This is a genomic window from Serratia sp. PAMC26656 (assembly GCF_016469055.2).
In the GTDB taxonomy this organism is placed as follows: domain Bacteria; phylum Pseudomonadota; class Gammaproteobacteria; order Enterobacterales; family Enterobacteriaceae; genus Serratia; species Serratia plymuthica.
The window spans coordinates 3,545,736-3,568,227 of record NZ_CP150486.1; the positions used below are offsets into that span (position 1 = coordinate 3,545,736).

Genomic DNA, 22,492 nt, shown 5'->3' on the forward strand with positions numbered 1-22,492 from the left:
CGCAGCCTCAGAATCTGCCGTTCATCCCCAATATCGGTCCCTGCTGCACCACGTCATACACAAAGCCGTTATGCCGATAATCGACCCCCATGGCCCGGTATCCCGCCACGGCAGAGAAACCGGGGGTAAACTCCCAACTCAACAGCGCCGCCGCATCCCAGTCCAATCGGGACTGCCCGCCACCGGCCAATCCCCAGGCCGAAAGCCTGACGGTTGGCGTCAGTGCATACTGGCCACGCAGCCCCGCAACGCCATCCACCCAGGTTGCACGGTCACTGCCCGACGCTCCATCGATAATCCCTCCCTGAAAATGCAAGCTGGTGCTGCTGTACCACACCCGAACGCCACCGGTGGCATCAAGACGAGCGCCGCCTTCCTCCAGCAGGGTATATCCGCCACCGAGGAACCCGGATACTGTCCGGCTATCCACTTTCAGGCGTGATGCCGGTGCCCCATCCGGCAGCCCGTTCCGCGTCGTGGTGTCGATGAACATCAGGTCCACCAGCAGGCTGTAAGGCCCTTTACGGGCTTCCCCCATCCCCATCACCGCCACATCGAGGTCACGGGCAATGGCAGAGAAATCCGTTTTCATAAACTGCGTGCCCGTTGACCGATGGCCGACATCTCCGCGAATGCCTGCCGCCCAGAGATAAGGAGAGACGGTGAACTGCCACTCCTCCGCCGGCTGATAGGCCGGTGGTGTCACTTGAGCCGCCTCTGCCGGGAGACTCAAAACGCCCGACGCTAAAAGCGCCGCAGGCAGAACCCGCCAGGCGAGCCTGTTTTGCAGATTGTCACAATTCATCATCGCCATGATCTTCTCAGTGCATACTCAAAGAGAGTGCAACACGTTCAGCCGCGCAGTCCTCGGTGGGTTTCAGGTTCGCGTTGGTGGCGTCCTGCACTTCACGCTTGGCGGCGGCCAAATCTGCCAGGAAAGCCGGGTTATCATGCAGCACGGCGACCGTGGCAGCCCCCATGATGCGCCCTGCATCCACGTCGCTCTGCCAATGCGCATTGCAGACCACACGGCTCTGACCAAACGCCAAGCCGCGTGCCAGCAGCTCGGTCGCCCGTGCCGGCTGCACCTCGGCCAGCACCAATCCCCAGGCCCAGCCTGCCGCCGAGTGGCCCGACGGCCAGGAGCCGTCGGTACGCAGCACCGGCTCCATGTCTTTGCGACAGGTTCCCTCGTCATGCCGCACAAATGGGCGAGTACGGTTATAGGCGTTCTTTCCTGCATAGGTTGAACCACCCGCATCCGTCAGTACGTGCTGCATCATGGCGTAAAGGTGCGGCGTCTTTTTCTCGTTGATATCGGTGCCCAGCGCGCACGAGAACGATTTTGCCGGTGCAGGGAAGGTCAACTCGGCATCCGTTGCGGCCAGTTTTTCACGGGCAGACCCGCGTAACGCCAGTGCCGCCCGCCGCGCCTCTTCATCGCGTGCGAATGCCGCAGAATCCGGCTTCGGCGGTGCCCCGAGCAAGGCTAAACGCACCGGCAGGCTGGCCGGTTCAAGGTAACCCGGCGCCAGCTTAAAATGCGGGTCCGTTACCGTCGGCCCGGTATCGCTCGCCGCCGCCAGGCCGGAACACAACAGACCGGCCAACGGCGCTATCAGGTACAGAGGGTGGCATGATTTTTTCATTAATGATGATCTCCAGAGTCGATTGATGCCGCAGAGGGCAAAGCGCTATCGAAGCACTCAGAATTGGTACACCGCATTCAGGTAGAAGCCCGCCCCCACCGTTTTATCCGTCAGCGGGCTGCGACGCGCATCCGCCGTCAAGGCGTACAGCTTCATCCCACCCTGCAGGGCAATATGAGGCTGTAACTGGACGGTCAGGCCGGTTTTTAACGTCACATTCCGCATGCCGCCGCCGGCATGATATTCGCTGAAGCCGCTACGATCGGCCTGCTCCCCCGTCACACCGAAACGCGCCATCATGTCGTCTCTGTCGCTCCAGGTCCCGTACAGCGCGGAATCCAGCGTCAATGAGGAAGACAGCGGCAGCGAGTAGTCGGCACCGGCTTCAAGGTATGCGGTGTGCCCCAGATCCTCACCGCCGTATTCGCGGCTGCGGGTAGCCTGCCAGCCACGGACGAACAGTCGGCCGGCCGGCAGACGCCAATAGGCTTCCGCACCGATCATCGCGCTGCCGTCCAGATCGCCCATTCCCTTCAGGTGGTTATTGCTGCCTCCCAGGGTACGGATTTTTTCCTTGCGGCCCATGTCATATCCAGCCAGCAGCGCCAGCCCCACGGAAGAAGCCCCCGGCAAGTCCCAGCGCAGACCGTCAGGAAAGCCTGCAGTGAAGGTTCCCCAACTCTGCGTCGGCATCACCGCCTTCGCCACCAGAGAAGGGAAGGCTTCATAACGCGAGGAGCCTTCATACAGCGGGCTCACCGCCACTCCACCGCCCAGCGTTATACTCTGGCCCGTATCGGAGGCGGCCTGAACGGACAACGGCAGTGCCGCCATCAACGCAAAGGCAAGAAGCCCGAACGATTTATGAATCCCATTTTTCTTGCTTGTCATGTCCTTGTTCCTTTCTGTCTATTTTCTTTTCGTTTTTATTCTGATTCATCAGCATGTTTAACCGCTATCCGGGATATATTCCCTTCATCCATTCCCTTGACCGGAAATAGGTTTTGGCTAATTACTTTTTATTTTTTTCAGTCATGGCATAGCCAATCCTATGCCTGTGGATAATCCTCCTGCCCGGAAAAGGGCGCAAAAAACCCCGGTGCGCGAGAGCCTGCTTAAAAGCGCCTGCACAGCTGGAAAAAAGTATTATGTCTTTACGCCGCTTGCCGAAAAGTGTAATTCGACAGGCCAAAGCGTTGATTGAAACAAAAGAGAGAGTGAAAATACGCCCTCACTTCCCGCCCCCACCATGACCGAACGTCATGCCCAAAGACGGCGTTATCCTTGTTGTCCATCCCTATTTCTCCCTGACGTATTTTTAATACAGATTTTTCTTATCCCTAATTGTGTCAAACGGCACAATCAAGGGAGAAAAAGCAAAAAAACAGGTTCAGGAAAATACCCGGCGAATCACTGTGGCTCAGGGAAATGCCATTGACCATTCAGGATTTCGTCACCAGGTTGATAAAGCCTGACCGTGTAGTTCCAACCGGGCATGGTCGGCAGACAATTCGCAATCTTGCCGTCGCAACCCCCAAATTGGATCACAATCGAACCATCATCGCTTTTTTGGGCGGTGAGGTTATTTAGCGAATAGGCGTCATACGGGTTCTTCTCGAAGTAACCGTCGGCGTTATAAACGCTCACGGACCAAAAACTCTTCACCGGAACATGCCCGACCTTGAGCCGATAAATGGTTTTCCCGTCATTCTTCGGCATCACGCCGCCGAGATAAATCGCATCCTTGCTCGGATTTCCTCCCCATCCGGATGCCGTCGCGATCAGATGCTGAATAGGATCGACGGTGCTCTTGGTGCCAAATGCCTGGTTGTAGTTGGGGAGCGTATCCCCGAGAACCAGCAGAGCATCGCGCATCTTTTTCTGACTCGCCGGATCCCATTTCGGTACCACGAACTCCCCTGCCTGAGCCTGGCTAATCTTGATGGCATCTTGTAGCGCATGCACCTGCTCAACGTCTTTGCGATCGGCAGGATCGACGAGCGTACGGATAGCGACAAAGACATAACGCGTGCCGACCTCCTCCTTCGACAACGTATGGCGGCCGGCGCCATAAAAGACGGCGGGAACGTAGTGGTCTTCATTGACCACCTGCATCGACATGAATCGCTTACCGGCCTCCGGCAAAGTGATCGTAACCGGGCCGGCATCGAGATCGAACACCGCACTCGAGTAGAGCGTGTCCCGATTCATGCGGATGACGCTCTGAGCGTCAATGGCAATCGGTTCGCGGCTATGCACAAACCGCCCCAATCCGCCGTCCGCTACCATATTGCCCATGTAAAGATCGGACTCGGCACGGACAAAATTATCGACACCAACCGATATCGTCTCACCGGAAGATGATTGCGCACTGGCGCACCCCAACGCAGCCAACGTCAGTGCGACGATGCGGGCCGTGGATGAATATGACATGTAACCCCCTGATCCTGTTAAAATTACCCCTCACAGCGTCACACTTTCTTGTGCGGATCGCGTCCTTGCGCCGCTAGCGGGGCCTTGGCATTGCCTTTGCAGACGGCAACTGTGGTAGTAAACCAACCTGTCGAACTTCACGCCCACAGACGGTTTTATCCCTGTTATCCATCGCTATTTTTCCTGAACCACTTTTAATACAGATTTTTCTTATATGAAATTGTGTCAAATCACACTATTGGGTGAGAAAAAGTGACACGCATGCCCCGTGCAAACCCCAGACATAGCCTCTGTCAACGCGGCTGGCTGGGTTGATATCGGCTATTGCGCCATCACCGCCGTCGGCCCTTGCGCAGTGCGACAATTTGCCGGGCAGGAGTGACCGGCGTTCCATTGCCCCTTCATTTATTGACGGCCATCAATGGCCGAAGCAGAATGCTACCTGGGTGTCCGTTGGCCCCCTCCCATTGAGGTGGCTATCAATGACAAGGATGAAATGTCTATGTTAAAACTACGAAATTTATTATTTCTTATCCCCTTTTCTTCCGGTGTTCTCCTTTCCCTACCGCAATCCAGTCAGGCCAGAACCTCGGTCGCCATTCAACTCTCCGCCTGCGAAAGCCAAAACGGTCAAAACGGGCAAGCCAACTCCCCTAACGGTCAGAACGGTAAAAATGGCATCCCAGGATCGGGCTGTCTGAACGGGGGAAATGGCGGTAACGGTGCCTCCGGCGACGGCATGGGTGGCATTGGCGGCAACGATGCAAATGGTGGAAACGGAGGAAATGGCGGAAATGGCGGCAATGGCGGCGATGGTGGCAACGGCGGTGATGGTGGAAACGGAGGAAATGGCGGTAACGGTGGCAACGGTGGCAACGGTGGCAATGGCGCTTGAGCAGTGCCTGGCTCGCATCACAAACATCACAAACACATGAACACCAGCGCCGACGAGGAGAGGACGGTTCACCGGGTATAAGCGCCCTTCTTCAGATTCACTCAAAACCCCAGGCGCCTTGTTACACCTGTATCTGTTACAGGTGTCTCATCGCACGCCGGTGACAGGTAACACCTTTCACAGAAATAAATCAACTCACTGAAATAACATCACTTTTCCCTGCATCGTCATATTGGCACGGTTTTCGCAATCTCCTGCGTTGAGTCTCTGCCCCGGCCACCGACGTATCGGCCGCCGGGACAGGTTTATGGTTAATTTCAAGGGGAAGATGATGAAAGCAGCTCGTTGGTATCAGGCGCGCGACATCCGTATTGATGATATTGAAGAACCTCAGGTTTCCGCCGGTAAGGTGAAAATCAAGGTAGCCTGGACCGGAATTTGCGGCAGCGACCTGCACGAATACCTCGCCGGACCGATTTTTGTCCCGGTAGGCAAACCTCACAAGCTAAGCCATGACATCGCGCCTATAGTCATGGGCCATGAGTTTTCCGGTGAAGTGGTGGAAGTGGGTCGCGGCGTAACGCGATTCAAAGCTGGCGACCGCGTGGTCGTAGAGCCTATCCTGGCTTGTCGGCAGTGCGAAGCCTGCCGCGAAGGCAAATATAACCTGTGCGCCGATCTGGGTTTCCACGGTCTGTCCGGCGGTGGCGGCGGCTTCTCTTCCTTTACCATGGTGGACGAGCATATGGTACACCGCATGCCTGATGCGCTGAGCTATGAGCAAGGTGCGTTGGTAGAGCCTGCGGCGGTAGCCCTTCATGCGGTGCGGATGAGCAAGTTGAAAGCCGGGGATAAAGCGGCCGTCTTCGGTGCCGGCCCCATCGGCCTGCTGGTGATTGAAGCACTGCGCGCAGCCGGTGCGGCAGAGATTTATGTGGTCGAGCTGTCACCTCAGCGGGCAGAAAAAGCGCGTGAACTGGGAGCGAAAGTGGTTATCGACCCCAGCAAAGACGATGCCGTCGCCACAATACGCGAGCTGAGCGCGGGTGGCGTTGACGTGGCGTTTGAAGTGACCGGCGTACCGGTGGTGCTAAAACAGTGTATCGACAGCACTCGCTACGAAGGCGAGACGATTATCGTCTCCATCTGGGAAGGGGAAGCGGCATTCCATCCGAACAAAGTGGTGCTCAGCGAACGTTCAGTCAAAGGGATTATCGCTTATCGCCATATTTTCCCGGCGGTGATGGATCTGATGACCCAGGGCTACTTCCAGGCCGACAAGCTGGTGACCAAGCGCATCGAACTGGCTGATTTGGTGGAGCAGGGTTTTGAAGCGCTGGTGAAAGAAAAACAACAGGTTAAAATCCTGGTGCGTCCACCGCAGTAAAATGTCCCGCAGGTATGACGAGATGGCGGACCCTCGGTCCGCCATCTAAGATCAATATGCAATTCCGAACGCCCCGCAAGGTTACCGCGGTGCCGGGGAACGCAGGATCGCCGCCCGCAGCGCATCGACTATCTCGTCGCGTAAATCGTGGGTAGCGTCCGGTGCCATTTGCGCCACGCTAACGGTTTTCTCCGCTTGATAATACCGCCCGCTGTCCAATGCCGCCTCAAACTGATTGGCATAACGGTGCGCCGCCGCCAAATCACAATCCACCAACAGCACCGCATGGGCCAGCACCACATGCCGCCGCGCCTCGTCGGCAGGTTGATCCGCCACCGGTCGCCAATATTGGGCGGTACCGGCGATTTTACGCGCCGCCTCCCCGTCGCCGCAGGCAAGATTGAAGCGCCCGTCGCAGAACGATCCTTCCACCGCCTGCCAATGGGCCACCACGCCCCGTTCGGCCAGCGCACTGCGGAGAATGGCGCACAGATGCTCATACACCTCTTCTGCCGCTTCACCCAGGGTGCGCGCTATCGGGTACGCCAGGCTGATATTCACGATGCCAGGCCCCTGCGGCACCAGCCCGCCGCCGGACTTACGCAAAAACACCGGGCACCCGTCGGCGGCAAACTGTTGGCGCGCCGATTCCAGCGCGGCAAAACGCTTATAGCTGCCCGGCACCACCAGCGACAGCGGCGAGTGCCACAGCTGTGCCACCGCCTCTCCGGCGGCAGCGCGGGCAAACAGGCCGGCTTCGGCCTGCGTAGGGTCCGGGAAAAACATCAGCCGCGATGGCTGCAGTGAGAACTGGCCGCCGTTAACGGCGGCACCCAGGGAAACATCCTTCATCATCTACCTTTGTCCACCACTCATAGAAGGCGGGGTTAGTCATGCACCGGCGACTGAATGCCAAAGCGCTGCATACGGCGATAGAGCGTCATCCGGCTGATGCCCATTTGCCGAGCAACGGCGCTGTGGTTCCAGCGGGCGGCACGCAGATACTGGACCAACAGCCATGCTTCCGGCGGCAGTGACGCATCGGCTTCGGCGTTAACCACCGGCAGTGGGCTGGCGGGGATCGCCGCCGTCACCCCTTCCGGCAGATCGGTGACCTCGATGCGGCCCCCATCGCAGAGTGCGGCGGCGTAATCCAGCGCATTGCTCAGTTCACGCAGGTTGCCCGGCCAGCGATGCTGATGCAGGCGGCGACGCGCGGCGGCGGTGAGCTGCGCCTTACCGGCCAGCAGTTTATCCACCAGCCAGTCGAGATCGCTGCGCTGACGTAACGCAGGCAGCGAGATACGCGCCCCCTGTAAACGGTAGAACAGATCGGCACGAAAACGCCCTTCCTGCACCAGTTGATCCAGCGCGTGGTGCGACGCGGAGATCACGCGGATATCCACCGATACCGGACGCGTGCCCCCCACCGGCAGCACCTCCTGCTCCGCCAACACCCGCAGCAACCGAGTCTGCATCTCCAGCGGCATGTCGCCTATCTCATCAAGGAACAGCGTGCCGCCGTCAGCTTCCTGGATCAGCCCGCGCCGCCCTTTGCTGCCCGCGCCGGAGAAACTGCCGGGCAGATGGCCGAACAGTTCGCTCTCAATCAGCGCCGCCGGGATCGCCGCGCAGTTCACCGCCACAAATGCCCGATGGCGGCGGTTGCTTGCCTGGTGAAAGGCTTTGGCAAAAAACTCTTTCCCGCAGCCGGTTTCACCGTGAACCATCAGGTGCAGCGGTGCCTCCAGCAGCCGGGCGGCGCGCTGGAGCTGGAGCTGCAACGCAGCGTCGCCGCCGTTCAGTGCGGCCAGCGCCGGAGGTAACGCGCCGTGGCTGACTGCGGCCTTACGTGGCGCACGCCGAACGGGCTGCACGGCGGTAACGTACAGTTTCTCCCCGCTGCGGACGCGTTCGAGCGTCCCTTGCTGCCCACTGGCGCTGGCCAGCCAATCGGGAAGACTATCGATGGAAGTATTAAACAGTTGCTCAATCGGCCGGCCGAGCAGCGTGCTGCGGCAGTGCACCGGCGGCGCGGCGATGCCCAGCTCGTGTTCCAGCATGCGCTGGGCGCGGTGGTTATGCCCCACCACTTTGCCAGCGGCATCAAAGGCAATCAGGAAATCCGGGCTGACCTCAACAAACGACGATGCCGGGCTGAGTTTCAGCACCCAATCGCCGCGATGCCGATGCTCAAACCAGGCATTTTCAATCTGATGCGCATAAATTTTAGCGAGCTGTAACGCCAACTGCTGGCTGGATTTTGGTTGCGGCGAGCTGAGCGCGGAAATATCAAGAATGGCGTTTAACTGGCCCTGCGGATCGAACAGGGGAACGGCGGTGCAGGTCAGCGGGATATGGGTGGCGTCGAAATGATCGGCCTGATGCACGGTCAGCGCCTTGCCGGTGGCCAGCGCGGTGCCCACGGCGCAGGTGCCTGCGCAGGCTTCCGTCCACTGCGCCCCGAGGAACAGCCCGGCACGACGCAGGCTGATTTCGGCATTGACGTCCCCCAGGTAATCCACGGTGATACCGCGCGCATCGGTCAACAGCACCACGTAGCCGGCGGCGGCAATCTGCTGATACAACACCGTCAGGCCGTGATGGGCAATGTGGCGAAACTCTTCCATTTCCTGGCGGTGTTCCCGCAGTTCATGCCACGGCAAGATACGCGCTTCCTGCATGCGGCTGGGATCGAGACCATGATGTTCCACGCAGCGCTGCCAGGAATCGCGAATAGTCTGTTCATGGAAACGCGGGGCCAGCAAATGCGCCTTGTTGCTGAGGCTGGCCATTACCGTGGCAATGTGTTCGCGCTGGCTCTGATTCACGAGTCGTTCTCCTGTGGCGGCACGGTGGGAATAACCGATGCTGATGCGGGCCCTCATCATACACTGGGTTGGCTGCCCGGTGCAGGGGCATGGCCGGCAGGTTTCAGCGCACCGGTTATCAACGGCTGGTTATATCAGACTAAATACCGGGGAGAACTTTTCACCGCGTCCGGGTGCAATTTGTGATCGGCCACACAGCGCGGCCGCATTATTTGCCGAAAAAGAAACGTGCACGGGGATCGGGCTGAACCGCTCCGCTCTCAGCCGCCGCGAATGGTGCTGCGCCAAATAAAGTCGGCATGGTACATCCGCGTTTCGCCCGGCATTTCCTGCCCCAGCGCCGGTGCCATGTTCTCTTCGTTCTCCTCTTCCGTCACCAGCCATGCCACCGCTTCCCGAGCGAACTGCTCCACCGGTTGGGTAAATGTGGTGAGGTTGTAGGATGACCAGCCCGCCTGCGGGATATCATCGAACCCGGCCACGCAAAGATCTTCCGGAATGCGCAACGCAAAACGATGGCGCGCCTCATCCATAAAACCGCAGGCCAGCAGATCGGTGACGCAAAACACCGCATCAGGCCGCTCCCGACGGGTTAACAGCCGGTGCGCCAGAATTTGCCCGCTCTCATACGACGTGGTGCCAAAACGCTCGACGCTCACCGCCAGCCCCGCAGCTTCCGCGGCCTGGAGAAAACCGCGTTCGCGGGCCATCAGGCTTGGCGTGCCTGCCAGCGAATTGGCAAAGGCGATCCGCCGGCAACCGGCGCGGACAAACGCCATCATCACCGTGCCGGCCGCTTCTTCGTTATCCAGGTTGATGCTGAGCGAACCCGGTAGCGCATCATTGCGGTTAATCAGCACCAGCCGCTGGCCGTGCCGGTGGCACAGGCGGGCGATGGCGCTGTCCGGCATGCCGGAGAGGACAAAAGACGCATCGGCGCGGAAGTTAATCGCCTGCTGCAACGCCTGGGACACGCTGTCGTCGGAACGATCGGTGTTAATCAACATGGCGATCTTTCCCGCCGCCTGCAAATGCTGGGTCAGCAATCGCACCAGGCTGGCCCGGTAAGGGGTCGCCAGTTCGGAAACGATCAGGCAGACAATGCCGCTGCGATTGCGCACCAATCCCCGCGCCAAATGATTAACGTGGTAGCCCAGCTGTTCCGCCGCCCACATCACCCTTTCGCGGGTTGCCGCCGAGACGCTGGCGCCGGGCGTATAAGTACGCGACACCGCCGATCGGGACACGCCGGCCAGCTCCGCTACGTCTTTGGCACTGATCATTGCCTTGTCTACCGCCATGGTTACATCCATCCGTTACCCATTCCGATAAAGTTTGCCGCACTTTGCAAAGCTGTGCAAATTTTTCTCAGAAAATTTGTTTCATTTTTGTGATGAATAGGTTGAATTGTTCTATATCGCAATTGACAGCACAATTTTTATCCTCTAGTTATTTGCACACACGTGCAAAAAAAATGGCGACAACGTATCGCCACCCTACACAAACCAGGAGAACACCATGCATCGAGTCACCCTGATGGCGGTCCTCGCCGCCGGCTCCGCGCTCTCGGCCCTGCCGGCTCACGCCGCCGGAAAACTGAATATGATCTGCTCCGCCGATGTCGTGGTCTGCGAGCAAATGACCACGCTCTTCGAGAAACAGCACCCGGATGTCAACGTCAGCATGGTGCGTCTGTCCGCCGGAGAAGCCTATGCACGCATCCGAACCGAAGCGCGTAACCCGCGCACCGATATTTGGTGGGCTGGCACTGGCGATCCCCATATGCAGGCCGCCAACGAAGGCTTAACCCAGCCCTATAAATCGCCGCTGCTTGACCAACAACACGACTGGGCGCGCAAGCAGGCGGAGAGTGCCGACTACCGCACCGTAGGCGTTTACGCCGGTGCGCTGGGCTGGGGCTACAACACCAAGCTGCTGGCAGAGAAAAAACTCAAAGTCCCCGCCTGCTGGGCCGACCTGCTGGATCCGGCCTACAAGGGCGAGATCCAGATGGCCAACCCGAACTCCTCCGGCACCGCCTACAACACCCTCGCCACGCTGGTGCAGATCATGGGTGAAGATAAGGCTTTCGATTACCTGAAAAAACTCAACGCCAATATTTCGCAGTACACCAAATCGGGTTCCGCGCCGGTGAAAGCGGCAGCCCGCGGCGAAACGACGGTAGGCATCGTCTTTATGCACGATGCGGTGGCGATGCAGGTCGATGGTTTCCCGGTGAAGGCCATCGCGCCCTGTGAGGGGACCGGGTTTGAAATTGGCTCCATGTCGATTGTCAAAGGCGCGCGTAACCTTGCCAATGCCAAGCTGTGGTACGACTGGGCGCTCGGTGCCGAAGCACAATCGCACATGAAAGACGCAAAATCCTTCCAATTGCCGTCAAACCGCGAAGCGGCGATCTCCGAGTATGCGCCGCGCTTCGAGAACATCAAACTGATCGACTACGACTTTAAAACCTACGGCGCCACGGAAAAACGCAAAGAGCTGCTCAGCCGCTGGGATAAAGAGATCGGCTCCGGCGCGCAGTAATTCCCGTCCATTCCCTCTCGCACTTTCTGCCGTTGCCGATGAACCGGGCGTGGCACGCCGCGCCTGCACGGCTAGCAGAAAAGGAATAATGAACGATCGAGGTTACGATGAATGCTCAAAACCGCCGCTTAGACGTGGCTCTTGTGCTGGGCGCGCTCGCATTGCTGCTGCTGCCCTGGTACAGCCAGGAAGCCGGATTCTTCGACTTCAGCTGGTTGAATACGCTGTGGCAGGATCGGGAAAGCGCTCCCGCGCTGTGGCAAATCCTGGTTTTTCAACGCCCGTGGCTGGCTATTGCGCTGCTGTTGCTGCTGGTTTGCTCGCTGGGGCGCCTGCTGCAGGTGGGCCGGTTGCGCTCGCAGCTACTGATGTCTGCCGCCGCCACCGGCATCGTCTTCCTGCTGTTTGAAGGTCACGCCATCGGTTACAGCGGCTGGAACTGGCAATGGAGCGAGCAGCTGTTTGGTGCGCTCGGCGACGGCCAACCCGCCTTTGGCGCCGGCGCTATTGCGTTGCTCACCGCGTTTTTGCTGCTGTTCTCTTTTGGGTTGGCCGAGCGTGGCGTGCTGAAAGGGGATGCCTTTGTGGTGTCCTCGATCGTGCTGCTCGTCGCGTTGGTCAGCACCTTCGTGCTTTATCCGGTACTGAGCATGTTTGTCGCTTCGGTGCAGGACGCTGACGGCGCGTTTAAACCGGACGGCCTGCTCGCCAATATGCAGGATCCGGCGATCTGGAGCCTCGGTTGCCTGAACGGCGGCAGTTGCGGCACCGCCTGGCGCACCCTGTGGCTGGCACTGATGACCGCCAGCGGATCGACGCTGCTCGGCCTGGCCTTTGCGCTGGCCGCTACCCGCACGCCACTGCCGTTCAAGAAAGGGCTGCGCCTGCTCAGCGTGCTGCCGATCATCACGCCGCCGTTCGTCATTGGCCTGGCGCTGATGCTGCTGTTTGGTCGTTCAGGCATCGTCACCGAGCTGCTTTCCACCCTGTTCGGCATCGAGCCGGGGCGTTGGCTGTACGGCCTGACCGGGATCTGGATTGCCCAGGTGCTTTCTTTCACCCCAATCGCCTTTTTGGTGCTGATTGGCGTGGTGGAAGGCGTCAGCCCTTCGCTGGAAGAAGCCTCGCAAACGCTGCGCGCCAACCGCTGGCGCACCTTCCGTTACGTTTCGCTGCCGCTGATGGCGCCCGGCCTGGCCAATGCTTTCCTGATCAGTTTTATCGAAAGCATGGCGGATTTCGGCAACCCGATGGTGCTCGGCGGCAGCCACGGCGTGCTCTCGACCGAAATTTTCTTCTCGGTGGTGGGGGCGCAAAACGATCCGAGCCGCGCGGCGGTGCTGGCGATCATCCTGCTGTGCTTTACCCTCAGCGCCTTTGTGTTGCAACGCCTGTGGTTGGCGGGAAAAAGCTTCGCCACCGTGACCGGCAAAGGCGATTCCGGCATGCACTGCGGCCTGCCGCGCGGGCTGCGCTATGGCGTCTACGGGCTGGTGATCCCCTGGGGTCTGTTCACGCTGGTGGTGTACGGCATGATTTTAATCGGCGGTTTCGTTCAGTCGTGGGGGCTGGACAGCAGCCTGACCCTGGCGCATTACACCCGCGCATTCGGCTTCCAGTGGAACGGTGGCCAGATCCTCTGGACCGGCGTCGCCTGGAACTCGTTCTGGACCACCCTGGAAATCGCGCTGATCGCCGCGCCGCTCACGGCCATCGTCGGCCTGCTCACCGCTTGGCTTATCGTGCGGCAGAAGTTTGCCGGACGCCAGACCTTCGAGTTTATGTTGATGCTCAGCTTTGCCATTCCCGGCACGGTGATCGGCGTCAGTTACATCATGGCTTATAACCTGCCGCCGCTGGAAATCACCGGCACCGCCCTGATCCTGGTCGCCTGTTTTGTGTTCCGCAACATGCCGGTGGGCGTGCGCGGCGGCATCGCGGCCATGAGCCAATTGGACCGCAGTCTGGATGAAGCGTCGCTGACGCTGCGGGCCAACAGCTTCCGCACCCTGCGCAAAGTGATTTTACCGCTGTTGAAACCCGCCATCAGCGCAGCCCTGGTCTATGCCTTCGTGCGGGCGATTACCTCCATCAGCGCGGTGATTTTTCTGGTCAGCGCCCAATACAACATGGCCACCTCCTACATCGTCGGGCTGGTCGAAAACGGGGAATACGGCGTGGCTATCGCCTACTCCTCCGTGCTTATCGTGGTGATGCTGGCGGTGATCCTCACTTTCCAGCTGCTGGTCGGCGAACGTCGCCTGCGCCGCGTATCCCGTATCGCCACACCGCCGGTGGCATCGCCGCCGGCCTTACAACAGGAGACTGCCGTATGACTGCCATTCGTTCCGGCTCGGTGGTGTTTGAAAACGTCACCAAACAGTTTGCCGATTTCACCGCCCTGCCCGGCCTCTCGCTCACCGTCGAGCCTGGCACGCTGGTGACGCTGCTCGGCCCCTCGGGCTGCGGCAAAACCACCACCCTGCGCCTGCTGGCCGGCCTGGAGCACCCGACCACCGGGCGCATCCTGATTGGCGGCAAAGAGGTGACCCATTTGCCCGCCAACGAGCGCGACGTGGCGATGGTGTTTCAGTCCTACGCGCTGTTCCCGCACATGAACGCGCTGGACAATGTCATGTACGGCCTGCTCGCCAGCAAGCTGTCGCGCAAAGAGGCGCTGGATCGGGCGCATGAAGGGCTGAAGCTGGTCGGGCTGGAAAACATGGGCAAGCGCCTGCCCGCCGAGCTGTCCGGCGGCCAGCAGCAACGCATCGCCGTGGCGCGCGCGCTGGTGCTGGAGCCGCAGGTGCTGCTGCTCGATGAGCCCTTATCCAATCTTGACGAGCGGCTGCGGCGCCGCGTGCGCACCGAGATCCGCGATTTGCAACAGCGCCTCGGGTTCACTGCGGTGTACGTGACCCACGATCAGGAAGAGGCGCTGGCGGTGTCCGATAAGATTATCGTCATGAAAGAAGGGCATATTGCCCAGCAGGGTGCGCCGCAGGAGCTTTATCATTCGCCCGCGTCGGTGTTTATCGCCGATTTTATGGGCGAGGCCAATATCCTGCCCTGCGACATTGAGCGGGTGGACGATGGCGAAGCGCTGATCAGCCTGGGTCGCCGCCAGTATCGGGTGCCGGGTGCCAAAGCGCGCCCCGGCGCCGCGCAACTGTCCGTGCGACCGCAGTTTATTACTCTGCATGCGGAGCAGTCCGGCGCATTGAACGGCGAGGTGACCCACAGCATATGGCTCGGAGACCATATCGAGTATGAAGTGAAGACCGACCTCGGCGCTCTGTTTATCGTCGATGTGCAGATGGAACGCCAACTGGCGCCGGCCACGCGCGTGGCCATTGATTTCAAACCTCAGGGGCTGGCGCTGATTGCCCAGTGACGGCCCACAACTTTAAGGATCTGTTATGAATGAACACATTTCCCGGCGCCTGGCGCTGGCTGAACGAGTGGCGCGTGAGGCGGGCGCCAAGGCGCTGGACTATTTCAACCGTCGCGAAAGCCTGGTGATCGAAACCAAACGCGATGCGCAGGACGTGGTATCGATTGCCGATCGTGAGGTCGAGCTGCTGATCCGCGGACAGATCGCCCAAGCGTTTCCGGACGACGGTTTTCTCGGTGAAGAGTTCGGCCTGCAACCCGGGAATTCAGGCTATCACTGGGTGGTCGATCCGATTGACGGCACCAGCCCCTTCGTCAACGGCATGCCGAACTGGTGCGTGTCCATTGCCGTCATTTATCAGGGCGAGCCGGTAATCGGCGTGATCATGGCGCCCTGCCAACAGGAATGTTTCGTCGCGGCGCAAGGTGCGGGCGCCACGCTCAATGGTAAACCGCTGCATGTGGATCCGGCACGCACCTTGCAGAACCACATCACCGGGTTTGGCGCCAACAGCTATGTGGCGCCTGAGCGCGTCGGTGAAATCGCCGCCGAGATCACGGAGGTCGGCGGCAATTTCTTCCGCAACGGCTCCGGCGCCATGATGCTGGCATGGGTCGCCGCCGGGCGGCTGGTCGGTTATTACGAACCTTATATGCACGCCTGGGATTGTCTGGCGGGTTATTGCCTAGTGAACGAAGCCGGCGGCTGGACGCATCCGTTTAACGCACAAGGGGAACAGCTGTTGCGCGGTGCGCCGGTGCTGGCGGTGGCCCCTGGGGCCAAAGACGAGTTAATGCGTATCGCGCGGTTATGATACTGCGCTGAAAAAATCGTCCCCTAAAGGGACGATTTCTGGCGTCTGACATGGCGGGCGCAGCATGCTGCGCCCCTGCTCGGGTAACCGACTACAATCCGCGTTTTTCCATCAGCAACGCGAGATCGACCAACCGGTTAGAGAAGCCCCATTCGTTGTCGTACCAGGCGAGGATCTTGACCAGTTTGCCGCCGATGACCAAGGTAGACAGCCCGTCGATAATGGACGAACGCGGATCGCCTTTATAATCGCTCGACACCAAAGGTTCGTCGCTGTAGCCAAGGATCCCCTTGAGCGGCCCCGACTCCGCCGCCTGGCGGAAGGCAGCGTTGATTTCGTCGATCGTCGCTTCGCGTTTCAACGTGACCGTTAAATCAACGATAGAGACCACAGGGACCGGCACCCGCAACGAGTAGCCGGTCAGACGGCCATCCAGCTCCGGGATCACCTTGCCGAGCGCTTTGGCCGCGCCGCTGGAGTAAGGCACAATCGACTGAGCGGCGGCGCGCGCGCCACGTAAATCTTTTTCCGGCTGATCGTGCAGCGCCTGGCTATTGGTGTAGGCGTGGGTGGTGTTCATCAGGCCGTATTCAATGCCGAAGGTGTGATGCAGCACCTGCGCGGCAGGCGCCAGCCCGTTGGTGGTGCAACTGCCGTTACTGACTACCCGATGCCTGGCCGGATCGTAATCCTGATGGTTAACGCCCATCACGATGGTGATGTCATCGTTCTTGGCCGGCGCCGAGATGATAACGCGCTTGGCGCCGCCTTTCGTGATGTGCACCTCGGCCTGGCTTTTGTCGGTAAAAAAGCCCGTCGCTTCGATCACGATGTCGACGCCGACGCTGTTCCACGGGATTGCGCCAGGATCTCTTTCAGAGAAAACATGAATCGGCCTGCCATCCAGCAGCAGCTGGTTTTCACCGGCCTCGACGCTGGCGGCCAAGGTGCCCGAAAGCGAATCGTATTTCAGCAGATGCGCCAGGGTTTTGCTGTCGGTCAAATCGTTGATCGCGACAACCTGAAAGTCACTGCGCCCTAACGCCGCACGTAAAACATTGCGCCCGATTCTGCCGAAACCGTTAATGCCTACTTTGACCATGATCTACTCCTTCGTTATTGTCTCTGCCTGTCAATCTAGCCGGGAGAGAGATATGGCGTAAATGACGTTTATAGATCAATTTACGCCAAACTACGGGAGTGAAAACGATCGCGGTACTCGGTCGGCGTAAGCTGCAGGTTTCTTTCGAACACGCGCCGCAGGTTGAGGCCATTGCCAAAACCGGTGGTCACGGCGATATGCTCGATGCCTTCCGCACTCTGCTCCAGACGCTGCCTGGCGGTATGCAAACGCCCTTCTTCGACGAATTTAGCGGGGGATATGCCGGTCTCGCGGGTGAAGACGCGCGTAAAGTTTCGTGGGCTCATGGCGACCCTCTCGGCCAGTTTCTCAACGGAAAGATCGCCGTCCAGGTTTTCCAGGATCCAGGACTGGAGATCGCGGATCGGGCCAGGCGTTTTGGCCTGATTCAACGGATAGCGGCTGAACTGCAACTGCCCGCCGGGGCGGCGAAGAAACATCACCAGATCTTGCGCCACTTCACGCGCCTGAATAAAACCGTAATCGTCTTCAACCAGCGCCAGGGTGAGATCGAAACCGGAGCTGACGCCGCCGGAGGTCCAGACGGGACCATCCTGAACGTAGATCGGCCCGTTTTCGACCTTCACCTTCGGGAAACGAGATTGCAGGGTATCCAGCAAGCGCCAGTGCGTCGTCGCCCGGCGTCCTTCGAGCAAACCGGCTTCGGCAAGCAGCAAGGCCCCGCCGCAAACGGAAGCGATACGGCGTACGTTGGGGGCGGCGCGACGGAGCCAGCCTGCGACAAACGCGCCTTCTTCCTCGGTCGCCCCTTTTCCGGTGACAATGACAGTGTCACGTTCCTGTTCAGGGTCGAGATCGGAAAGACGGTGATCGGCCAGCAAATTCAACCCGGACGACCCATGCACCACCCGATGAGATTGCGTGGTGGCGACCTCAATCCGATAGAGCGGAGCGTCGTTGGGCCTCAAGCGGTTGGCCTGCATCAGGATGTCGGCGATACCCGCAGACTCAAACAGCATGCCCCCTTCGGGGACGATAATCAGGAATGTATGCATGACCTTAAAATACAATTTGAGCAAAATAAGTCAATAAGGCACATGCCACGCCACCCTGGCCTCCACCGGTTTTCCGCTCAGGATATCGCCAGCGCAACGCCCGTCACGCGTTCAAGTTCCGCCAACAGCGCATCCTGAAAAACCGGATCGCGCGCGGCGGCATGCGGCTCCAGGCGGCGCTGGTGATGCCAATAACCGCCGGAAACACCGGCCTGCGCATCTGTGCTGGTGACCAACCATTCCTGCGTCAGGTGCCCCAGGCGCAGATCGTCGGGGGCGTTTTCGCCACCCATCTTGGTCGGCACCCAGCCAGGATCGACCGTGCTACTGACCACGCCCGGCCAACGCCGGGCCACGGCGGCGGCGAGCGCCGTCACAAATAGCTTGCTGTCCGAATAGGAGACGGCGGCCTGCCCGCGCCAGTCCACCTTTTCCAACGCGGCGCGACCGTCAAAATGCATGCTGCTGCTCAAATACACCAAACGCGCCGGGCGAGCGATAAGCGCCGTCAGCAGATAAGGCGCAATCACGTTGACCGCCAGCACCTGCGACCCGGTGAAGACACCGGCATTGTGAATGACCGCATCCGGACGCCCGAGGCGGTTCACCTGTTCGGCCACCTCTCGGGTCTGCTGCAAATCAGACAAATCGCCGGTAACCGCCAGCGCACCGCGGTCCAGCAAATCGCGCACGCCGTGGAGCCGGCCTGGCTTACGCACGTGAACGATCACCTGATGCCCTTCGCCCAGCAGGGTTTCCGCCGCCGCGCGCCCCAGCCCGTCCGCCGAGCCGGTAATGAAAATACGAGACATGGCCAGCTTCCTTTTATTTTTAAGACATCAACGCCAGCCCAGCGCCGGGGCGACATGGGTGAGGATCGACTCAATCACGTGCGCGTTGTAATCGACGCCCAACTGGTTAGGCACGGTTAACAGCAAGGTGTCCGCTTCGGCAATGGCTTCGTCCTGCGCCAGCTGTTTGATCAGCTCTTCCGGCTCGGCGGCGTAGCTGCGGCCGAAAATCGCCCGGGTTTGCTGGTCGATATACCCGACCTGATCGCCTTCCTTGCCGCTGCCGCCGAAGTAGCTGCGGTCCTGCTGGTTCATCAGCGCAAAGATGCTGCGGCTTACCGACACGCGCGGTTCGCGCGGGTGGCCCGCTTCTTTCCATGCCGCGCGGTAAGCGCGGATCTGGTTGGCCTGCTGAATGTGGAAGGGTTCGCCGGTTTCGTCGTTTTTCAGCGTCGAGCTTTGCAGGTTCATCCCCAACTTTGCCGCCCATACCGCCGTGGCGTTGGAGCTGGCGCCCCACCAGATGCGATCGCGCAAGCCGGCGGAGAAAGGTTCGATGCGCAGCAGCCCCGGCGGATTAGGGAACATCGGCTGCGGGTTCGGCTCGGCAAACCCCTCTCCGCGCAGCGCATCGAGCAGTACCTCGGTGTGGCGACGGGCCATATCGGCCTCGGTCTCGCCTTCTGCGGGCGTATAGCCAAAATAGCGCCAGCCTTCGATAACCTGCTCGGGCGAGCCGCGGCTGATGCCGAGTTGCAGCCGCCCGCCTGAAATCAGATCGGCGGCTCCGGCGTCTTCCACCATATAAAGCGGGTTTTCATAGCGCATATCAATCACGCCGGTGCCGATCTCAATGCGTTGGGTTTTGGCGCCGACGGCGGCCAACAGCGGGAACGGGGAACTGAGCTGGCGGGCAAAGTGATGCACGCGGAAATAGGCGCCATCCGCCCCGAGTTCCTCTGCGGCGACCGCAAGATCGATGGATTGCAGCAGCGCATCCGCCGCCGAACGGGTGCCGGACTGTGCCGAAGGCGTCCAGTGACCAAAAGAAAGAAAGCCGATCTTCTTCATGGGAGTGTTCCTCAGAGTCAACATTACCGGATTACAGTGCAAAAATGCCGCCGCCGGTGCCAGAAAAATCGTCGCGAACCGCACTAAACGAACCGATTGCCACCCCCGCCGTTCCCCCTCGTCCGAGCATTGTAATCAAAAAGCAAATATCGTATAACAGGCTCCTCCGAGGGGTGTCCTGTTACGGGCTGAGATGGCGCAAGCCGAACCCTTTGAACCTGATCTGGGTCATGCCAGCGAAGGGACGGGTCGGCAATCACTCTCTCGGTCATTGCCTGTTCATACCTCAGCGCGCCCGGATCTCCACTCACTTTTGGAGGTCCCATGTTTACTCCCCTTTTCGATAACGGTCTTTACGGACGGCTGCGCCAACAGGCAGGCGCGGACTGGCAGGACTACGTTGCTCATCCTTTTATTCGGCAACTGGCCGCCGGCACGCTGCCTGAATCCGCGTTCCGCCGCTATCTGACCCAGGATTATCTGTTCCTGATCCACTTCGCCCGCGCCTACGCCCTGCTGGTGAGCAAGCTGCGCACGCTGCCGGAGATGCGCGCGGCCACCGCTTCGCTCAATGCCATCGTCGCCGAGCTGCCTTTGCATCTGGCTTACTGCGCCGGTTGGGGGCTGGGCGAACCCGAGATTGCCGCCGAACCCGAGGCGGCGGAAACCCTGAACTACACCCGCTATGTGCTCGATATCGGCCACTCCGGCGATGCGCTGGATCTGCTGGCGGCGCTGATGCCCTGCGTCGCAGGCTATGCCGAGATTGGTCTGCGCCTGCTTGACGACCCGGCGACGGTGATGGAGGGCAATCCTTACGCTTCGTGGATCCGTAACTATGGCGATAAAAACTATCTGGCCGGCGTGCAGGCAGCCCTCGATCTGCTGGAGCGCGTGGGCCACCAGCGTGGCGCAGAAAGCCGCTTTACCGAGCTTGCGGGGATTTTCACCACCGCCACCCGGCTGGAGTCCGCCTTCTGGCAGATGGGGTTGAACGCCTCATGAGTGACCGCATCGCGCCGCCCGGCATTCAGGTGCGGGATCTCAGCCTGTGCTTTGGCCGGCAGGTGATTTTCGATCGGCTGAGTTTTGAGATTGCCGGCGGCAGCGTTGTCGCCCTGCTCGGCGCCAGCGGCGCGGGCAAAACCAGCCTGCTGAAGATTATCGCCGGGCTGATGCTGCCCACCGCCGGAGAAGTGACCGGCAGCGATGGCCTGCCGATAACCGGCCGTATCGCCTATATGGGGCAAAAAGACCTGCTCTATCCGTGGCTGACCGTCGCCGAAAATATCAGTCTCGGTGCGCGGCTGCGCGGTGAAAAAACCGACCGGGAATGGGCCGAACATCTGCTCGAGCGCGTGGGGCTGAGCGGTTACGCCAAAGCCCTGCCCTCGGCGTTGTCCGGCGGCATGCGCCAGCGCGCCGCCATCGCGCGCACGCTGTATGAACGCCAGCCGATTGTGCTGATGGACGAACCCTTCTCGGCACTGGACGCCATTACCCGCGCCATGATCCAAACCCTGGCGGCCGAGCTGTTGGCGCAGCATACCGTGCTGTTGATTACCCATGATCCGATGGAAGCCTGCCGCCTGAGCCATCGCCTGCTGGTGCTCTCCCGCTACCCCGACGGCATTGACGATACGCATGCCATCAGCGGCCTGCCGCCGCGCGCGCCGGACGATCCCCATCTGCTGAAAAGCCAGGGCGAGCTGTTGCAGCAACTGATGAGGGCCGCCGAATGAAGCTACGGGTTGAAAACCGCCTGTTGCAGGTGCGCCGCAGCCTGACGGTGTTCGCCGGTTTACTGCTGCTGTGGTGGCTCATCACGTTGGGCGATATTCCCGCCTTTTTGCTGCCCTCACCCTCTGCGGTAGCGCAGGCGCTGTGGAGCGGGCGCGCCTATCTCGCTTATCACACGCTGATCACTGCCTCGGAAATTGCCTGCGGGCTGGGGATTGGAGTGCTGCTCGGCGTCGCGCTGGCGCTGTGCATGATCTATTCGCCCCGGCTGCAACGCTGGCTGATGCCGCTGGTGCTGACCAGCCAGGCGATACCGGTATTTGCGCTGGCGCCGCTGCTGGTGCTGTGGTTCGGCTTTGGCATGAGCGCCAAAGTGGCGATGGCGGTGCTGGTGATCTTCTTCCCGGTCACCTCCGCGTTCTTTGACGGGCTGCGCCGGGTCAATAACGATTATCTCGATCTGGCCCGTACCATGAGCGCTTCCCCTTGGGCGCAACTGCGCCATGTGCGGCTGATGGCGGCGCTGCCGGCCTTTGGTTCCGGGTTGCGCATGGCCGCCGCCGTCGCGCCCATCGGCGCCATTATCGGCGAATGGGTCGGCTCGGCGGAAGGGTTGGGCTACGTGATGCTGAACGCCAACGCACGCATGCAGACCGACGTCTGCTTTGCCGCGCTGTTTATTCTGGTGCTGATGACCGTCTTGCTGTGGATGACGGTGGATGCGCTGCTGCTGCGCCTGATCGACTGGGCGCCGGAAAACGACTGATAACTTTTTAACGACTG

The 22,492-nt window shown here is 60.2% G+C and carries 20 protein-coding genes and 1 riboswitch; of the genes, 9 read left to right on the top strand and 11 right to left on the bottom strand.

Translation table 11 applies throughout. The features are described 5' to 3' along the window. Positions 1 to 7 precede the first annotated feature (7 nt). The 4 genes from JEM67_RS17825 to JEM67_RS17840 form a co-directional block, all read right to left on the bottom strand. Positions 8 to 706: a hypothetical protein gene (locus tag JEM67_RS17825; protein ID WP_370576125.1), complete on the bottom strand. Its 699-nt coding sequence runs from the start codon at positions 704 to 706 to the stop codon at positions 8 to 10. Positions 707 to 821: 115 nt separating this feature from the next. After that, on the bottom strand, positions 822 to 1,649 hold the full coding sequence (locus tag JEM67_RS17830) for an acid phosphatase (RefSeq protein ID WP_199634732.1): 828 nt from the start codon (positions 1,647 to 1,649) through the stop codon (positions 822 to 824). Between the two features lie 57 nt (positions 1,650 to 1,706). Next, on the bottom strand, positions 1,707 to 2,540 hold the full coding sequence (locus JEM67_RS17835; RefSeq protein WP_199634731.1) for a MipA/OmpV family protein: 834 nt from the start codon (positions 2,538 to 2,540) through the stop codon (positions 1,707 to 1,709). Positions 2,541 to 3,059: 519 nt separating this feature from the next. After that, a complete protein-coding gene (locus tag JEM67_RS17840) occupies positions 3,060 to 4,082 on the bottom strand; it encodes a DUF1254 domain-containing protein (protein ID WP_013813620.1) in 1,023 nt (340 codons plus the stop codon). A gap of 502 nt (positions 4,083 to 4,584) precedes the next feature. On the opposite strand from JEM67_RS17840, the gene JEM67_RS17845 reads away from it, so the two are divergent. Continuing rightward, on the top strand, positions 4,585 to 4,977 hold the full coding sequence (locus tag JEM67_RS17845; protein ID WP_233527570.1) for a hypothetical protein: 393 nt from the start codon (positions 4,585 to 4,587) through the stop codon (positions 4,975 to 4,977). A gap of 331 nt (positions 4,978 to 5,308) precedes the next feature. Continuing rightward, the gene (locus JEM67_RS17850; protein ID WP_041416189.1) at positions 5,309 to 6,364 is read left to right on the top strand and encodes a 2,3-butanediol dehydrogenase; all 1,056 of its coding nucleotides are present in this window, start codon (positions 5,309 to 5,311) and stop codon (positions 6,362 to 6,364) included. 81 nt (positions 6,365 to 6,445) lie between these two features. Here the strand turns inward: JEM67_RS17850 and JEM67_RS17855 are convergent, their stop codons facing one another. The 3 genes from JEM67_RS17855 to JEM67_RS17865 form a co-directional block, all read right to left on the bottom strand. Then, entirely contained in the window at positions 6,446 to 7,219 is a 774-nt protein-coding gene (locus tag JEM67_RS17855; protein ID WP_199634729.1) for a lipoyl protein ligase domain-containing protein, read from the bottom strand. A gap of 32 nt (positions 7,220 to 7,251) precedes the next feature. Next, entirely contained in the window at positions 7,252 to 9,195 is a 1,944-nt protein-coding gene (locus JEM67_RS17860) for a sigma-54-dependent Fis family transcriptional regulator (protein WP_199634728.1), read from the bottom strand. 260 nt (positions 9,196 to 9,455) lie between these two features. Then, positions 9,456 to 10,496 (bottom strand): LacI family DNA-binding transcriptional regulator, encoded by a 1,041-nt coding sequence (locus tag JEM67_RS17865; RefSeq protein WP_199634953.1) that lies wholly within the window; start codon positions 10,494 to 10,496, stop codon positions 9,456 to 9,458. A 217-nt stretch (positions 10,497 to 10,713) separates the two neighbouring features. Here JEM67_RS17865 and JEM67_RS17870 point away from each other — a divergent pair, with 217 nt between their 5' ends. The 4 genes from JEM67_RS17870 to JEM67_RS17885 all read left to right on the top strand — a co-directional run bounded on the left by JEM67_RS17870 (position 10,714) and on the right by JEM67_RS17885 (position 15,950). Then, the gene (locus tag JEM67_RS17870) at positions 10,714 to 11,742 is read left to right on the top strand and encodes an ABC transporter substrate-binding protein (RefSeq protein WP_013813626.1); all 1,029 of its coding nucleotides are present in this window, start codon (positions 10,714 to 10,716) and stop codon (positions 11,740 to 11,742) included. 107 nt (positions 11,743 to 11,849) lie between these two features. After that, positions 11,850 to 14,078, top strand: coding sequence for an ABC transporter permease (locus JEM67_RS17875; protein WP_199634727.1), 2,229 nt, complete (start codon positions 11,850 to 11,852; stop codon positions 14,076 to 14,078). Further along, the gene (locus tag JEM67_RS17880) at positions 14,075 to 15,136 is read left to right on the top strand and encodes an ABC transporter ATP-binding protein (protein WP_199634726.1); all 1,062 of its coding nucleotides are present in this window, start codon (positions 14,075 to 14,077) and stop codon (positions 15,134 to 15,136) included. Before JEM67_RS17875 ends, JEM67_RS17880 begins: the two co-directional genes overlap by 4 nt. 25 nt (positions 15,137 to 15,161) lie before the next feature. Further along, positions 15,162 to 15,950 (top strand): inositol monophosphatase family protein, encoded by a 789-nt coding sequence (locus tag JEM67_RS17885; protein WP_199634725.1) that lies wholly within the window; start codon positions 15,162 to 15,164, stop codon positions 15,948 to 15,950. Between the two features lie 91 nt (positions 15,951 to 16,041). Here JEM67_RS17885 and gap read toward each other — a convergent pair whose 3' ends face one another. The 4 genes from gap to JEM67_RS17905 form a co-directional block, all read right to left on the bottom strand. Next, positions 16,042 to 17,052, bottom strand: coding sequence for a type I glyceraldehyde-3-phosphate dehydrogenase (gene gap / locus JEM67_RS17890; protein ID WP_006319352.1), 1,011 nt, complete (start codon positions 17,050 to 17,052; stop codon positions 16,042 to 16,044). An 80-nt stretch (positions 17,053 to 17,132) separates the two neighbouring features. Next, positions 17,133 to 18,107, bottom strand: a complete 975-nt coding sequence (locus JEM67_RS17895) for a GlxA family transcriptional regulator (protein WP_199634724.1) — start codon at positions 18,105 to 18,107, stop codon at positions 17,133 to 17,135. A 77-nt stretch (positions 18,108 to 18,184) separates the two neighbouring features. Further along, positions 18,185 to 18,919 (bottom strand): SDR family NAD(P)-dependent oxidoreductase, encoded by a 735-nt coding sequence (locus tag JEM67_RS17900; RefSeq protein WP_199634723.1) that lies wholly within the window; start codon positions 18,917 to 18,919, stop codon positions 18,185 to 18,187. A gap of 27 nt (positions 18,920 to 18,946) precedes the next feature. Beyond that, complete coding sequence (locus JEM67_RS17905; protein WP_013813633.1) at positions 18,947 to 19,969, bottom strand: LLM class flavin-dependent oxidoreductase; 1,023 nt, start codon at positions 19,967 to 19,969, stop codon at positions 18,947 to 18,949. Positions 19,970 to 20,128: 159 nt separating this feature from the next. Beyond that, positions 20,129 to 20,231: riboswitch (TPP riboswitch) on the top strand. 62 nt (positions 20,232 to 20,293) lie between these two features. Here JEM67_RS17905 and JEM67_RS17910 point away from each other — a divergent pair. The 3 genes from JEM67_RS17910 to JEM67_RS17920 are packed head-to-tail and all read left to right on the top strand — an operon-like array spanning position 20,294 to position 22,475. Continuing rightward, on the top strand, positions 20,294 to 20,974 hold the full coding sequence (locus JEM67_RS17910) for a TenA family protein (RefSeq protein WP_199634722.1): 681 nt from the start codon (positions 20,294 to 20,296) through the stop codon (positions 20,972 to 20,974). Then, positions 20,971 to 21,711: an ABC transporter ATP-binding protein gene (locus JEM67_RS17915; protein WP_199634721.1), complete on the top strand. Its 741-nt coding sequence runs from the start codon at positions 20,971 to 20,973 to the stop codon at positions 21,709 to 21,711. The genes JEM67_RS17910 and JEM67_RS17915 overlap by 4 nt, the downstream gene beginning before the upstream one ends. Further along, the gene (locus tag JEM67_RS17920) at positions 21,708 to 22,475 is read left to right on the top strand and encodes an ABC transporter permease (RefSeq protein WP_199634720.1); all 768 of its coding nucleotides are present in this window, start codon (positions 21,708 to 21,710) and stop codon (positions 22,473 to 22,475) included. Before JEM67_RS17915 ends, JEM67_RS17920 begins: the two co-directional genes overlap by 4 nt. Positions 22,476 to 22,492 lie beyond the last annotated feature (17 nt).

Excerpts from the sequence above, each read along its gene's own strand:
- JEM67_RS17910 (WP_199634722.1), top strand. The coding sequence starts at position 20,294 with ATGTTTACTCCCCTTTTCGATAACGGTCTTTACGGACGGCTGCGCCAA.
- JEM67_RS17865 (WP_199634953.1), bottom strand. The coding sequence starts at position 10,496 with ATGGCGGTAGACAAGGCAATGATCAGTGCCAAAGACGTAGCGGAGCTG.
- gap (WP_006319352.1), bottom strand. The coding sequence starts at position 17,052 with ATGGTCAAAGTAGGCATTAACGGTTTCGGCAGAATCGGGCGCAATGTT.
- JEM67_RS17900 (WP_199634723.1), bottom strand. The coding sequence starts at position 18,919 with ATGTCTCGTATTTTCATTACCGGCTCGGCGGACGGGCTGGGGCGCGCG.
- JEM67_RS17835 (WP_199634731.1), bottom strand. The coding sequence starts at position 2,540 with ATGACAAGCAAGAAAAATGGGATTCATAAATCGTTCGGGCTTCTTGCC.
- JEM67_RS17830 (WP_199634732.1), bottom strand. The coding sequence starts at position 1,649 with ATGAAAAAATCATGCCACCCTCTGTACCTGATAGCGCCGTTGGCCGGT.
- JEM67_RS17895 (WP_199634724.1), bottom strand. The coding sequence starts at position 18,107 with ATGCATACATTCCTGATTATCGTCCCCGAAGGGGGCATGCTGTTTGAG.
- JEM67_RS17920 (WP_199634720.1), top strand. The coding sequence starts at position 21,708 with ATGAAGCTACGGGTTGAAAACCGCCTGTTGCAGGTGCGCCGCAGCCTG.
- JEM67_RS17875 (WP_199634727.1), top strand. The coding sequence starts at position 11,850 with ATGAATGCTCAAAACCGCCGCTTAGACGTGGCTCTTGTGCTGGGCGCG.
- JEM67_RS17855 (WP_199634729.1), bottom strand. The coding sequence starts at position 7,219 with ATGATGAAGGATGTTTCCCTGGGTGCCGCCGTTAACGGCGGCCAGTTC.
- JEM67_RS17880 (WP_199634726.1), top strand. The coding sequence starts at position 14,075 with ATGACTGCCATTCGTTCCGGCTCGGTGGTGTTTGAAAACGTCACCAAA.
- JEM67_RS17915 (WP_199634721.1), top strand. The coding sequence starts at position 20,971 with ATGAGTGACCGCATCGCGCCGCCCGGCATTCAGGTGCGGGATCTCAGC.
- JEM67_RS17840 (WP_013813620.1), bottom strand. The coding sequence starts at position 4,082 with ATGTCATATTCATCCACGGCCCGCATCGTCGCACTGACGTTGGCTGCG.
- JEM67_RS17850 (WP_041416189.1), top strand. The coding sequence starts at position 5,309 with ATGAAAGCAGCTCGTTGGTATCAGGCGCGCGACATCCGTATTGATGAT.
- JEM67_RS17905 (WP_013813633.1), bottom strand. The coding sequence starts at position 19,969 with ATGAAGAAGATCGGCTTTCTTTCTTTTGGTCACTGGACGCCTTCGGCA.
- JEM67_RS17870 (WP_013813626.1), top strand. The coding sequence starts at position 10,714 with ATGCATCGAGTCACCCTGATGGCGGTCCTCGCCGCCGGCTCCGCGCTC.
- JEM67_RS17845 (WP_233527570.1), top strand. The coding sequence starts at position 4,585 with ATGTTAAAACTACGAAATTTATTATTTCTTATCCCCTTTTCTTCCGGT.
- JEM67_RS17885 (WP_199634725.1), top strand. The coding sequence starts at position 15,162 with ATGAATGAACACATTTCCCGGCGCCTGGCGCTGGCTGAACGAGTGGCG.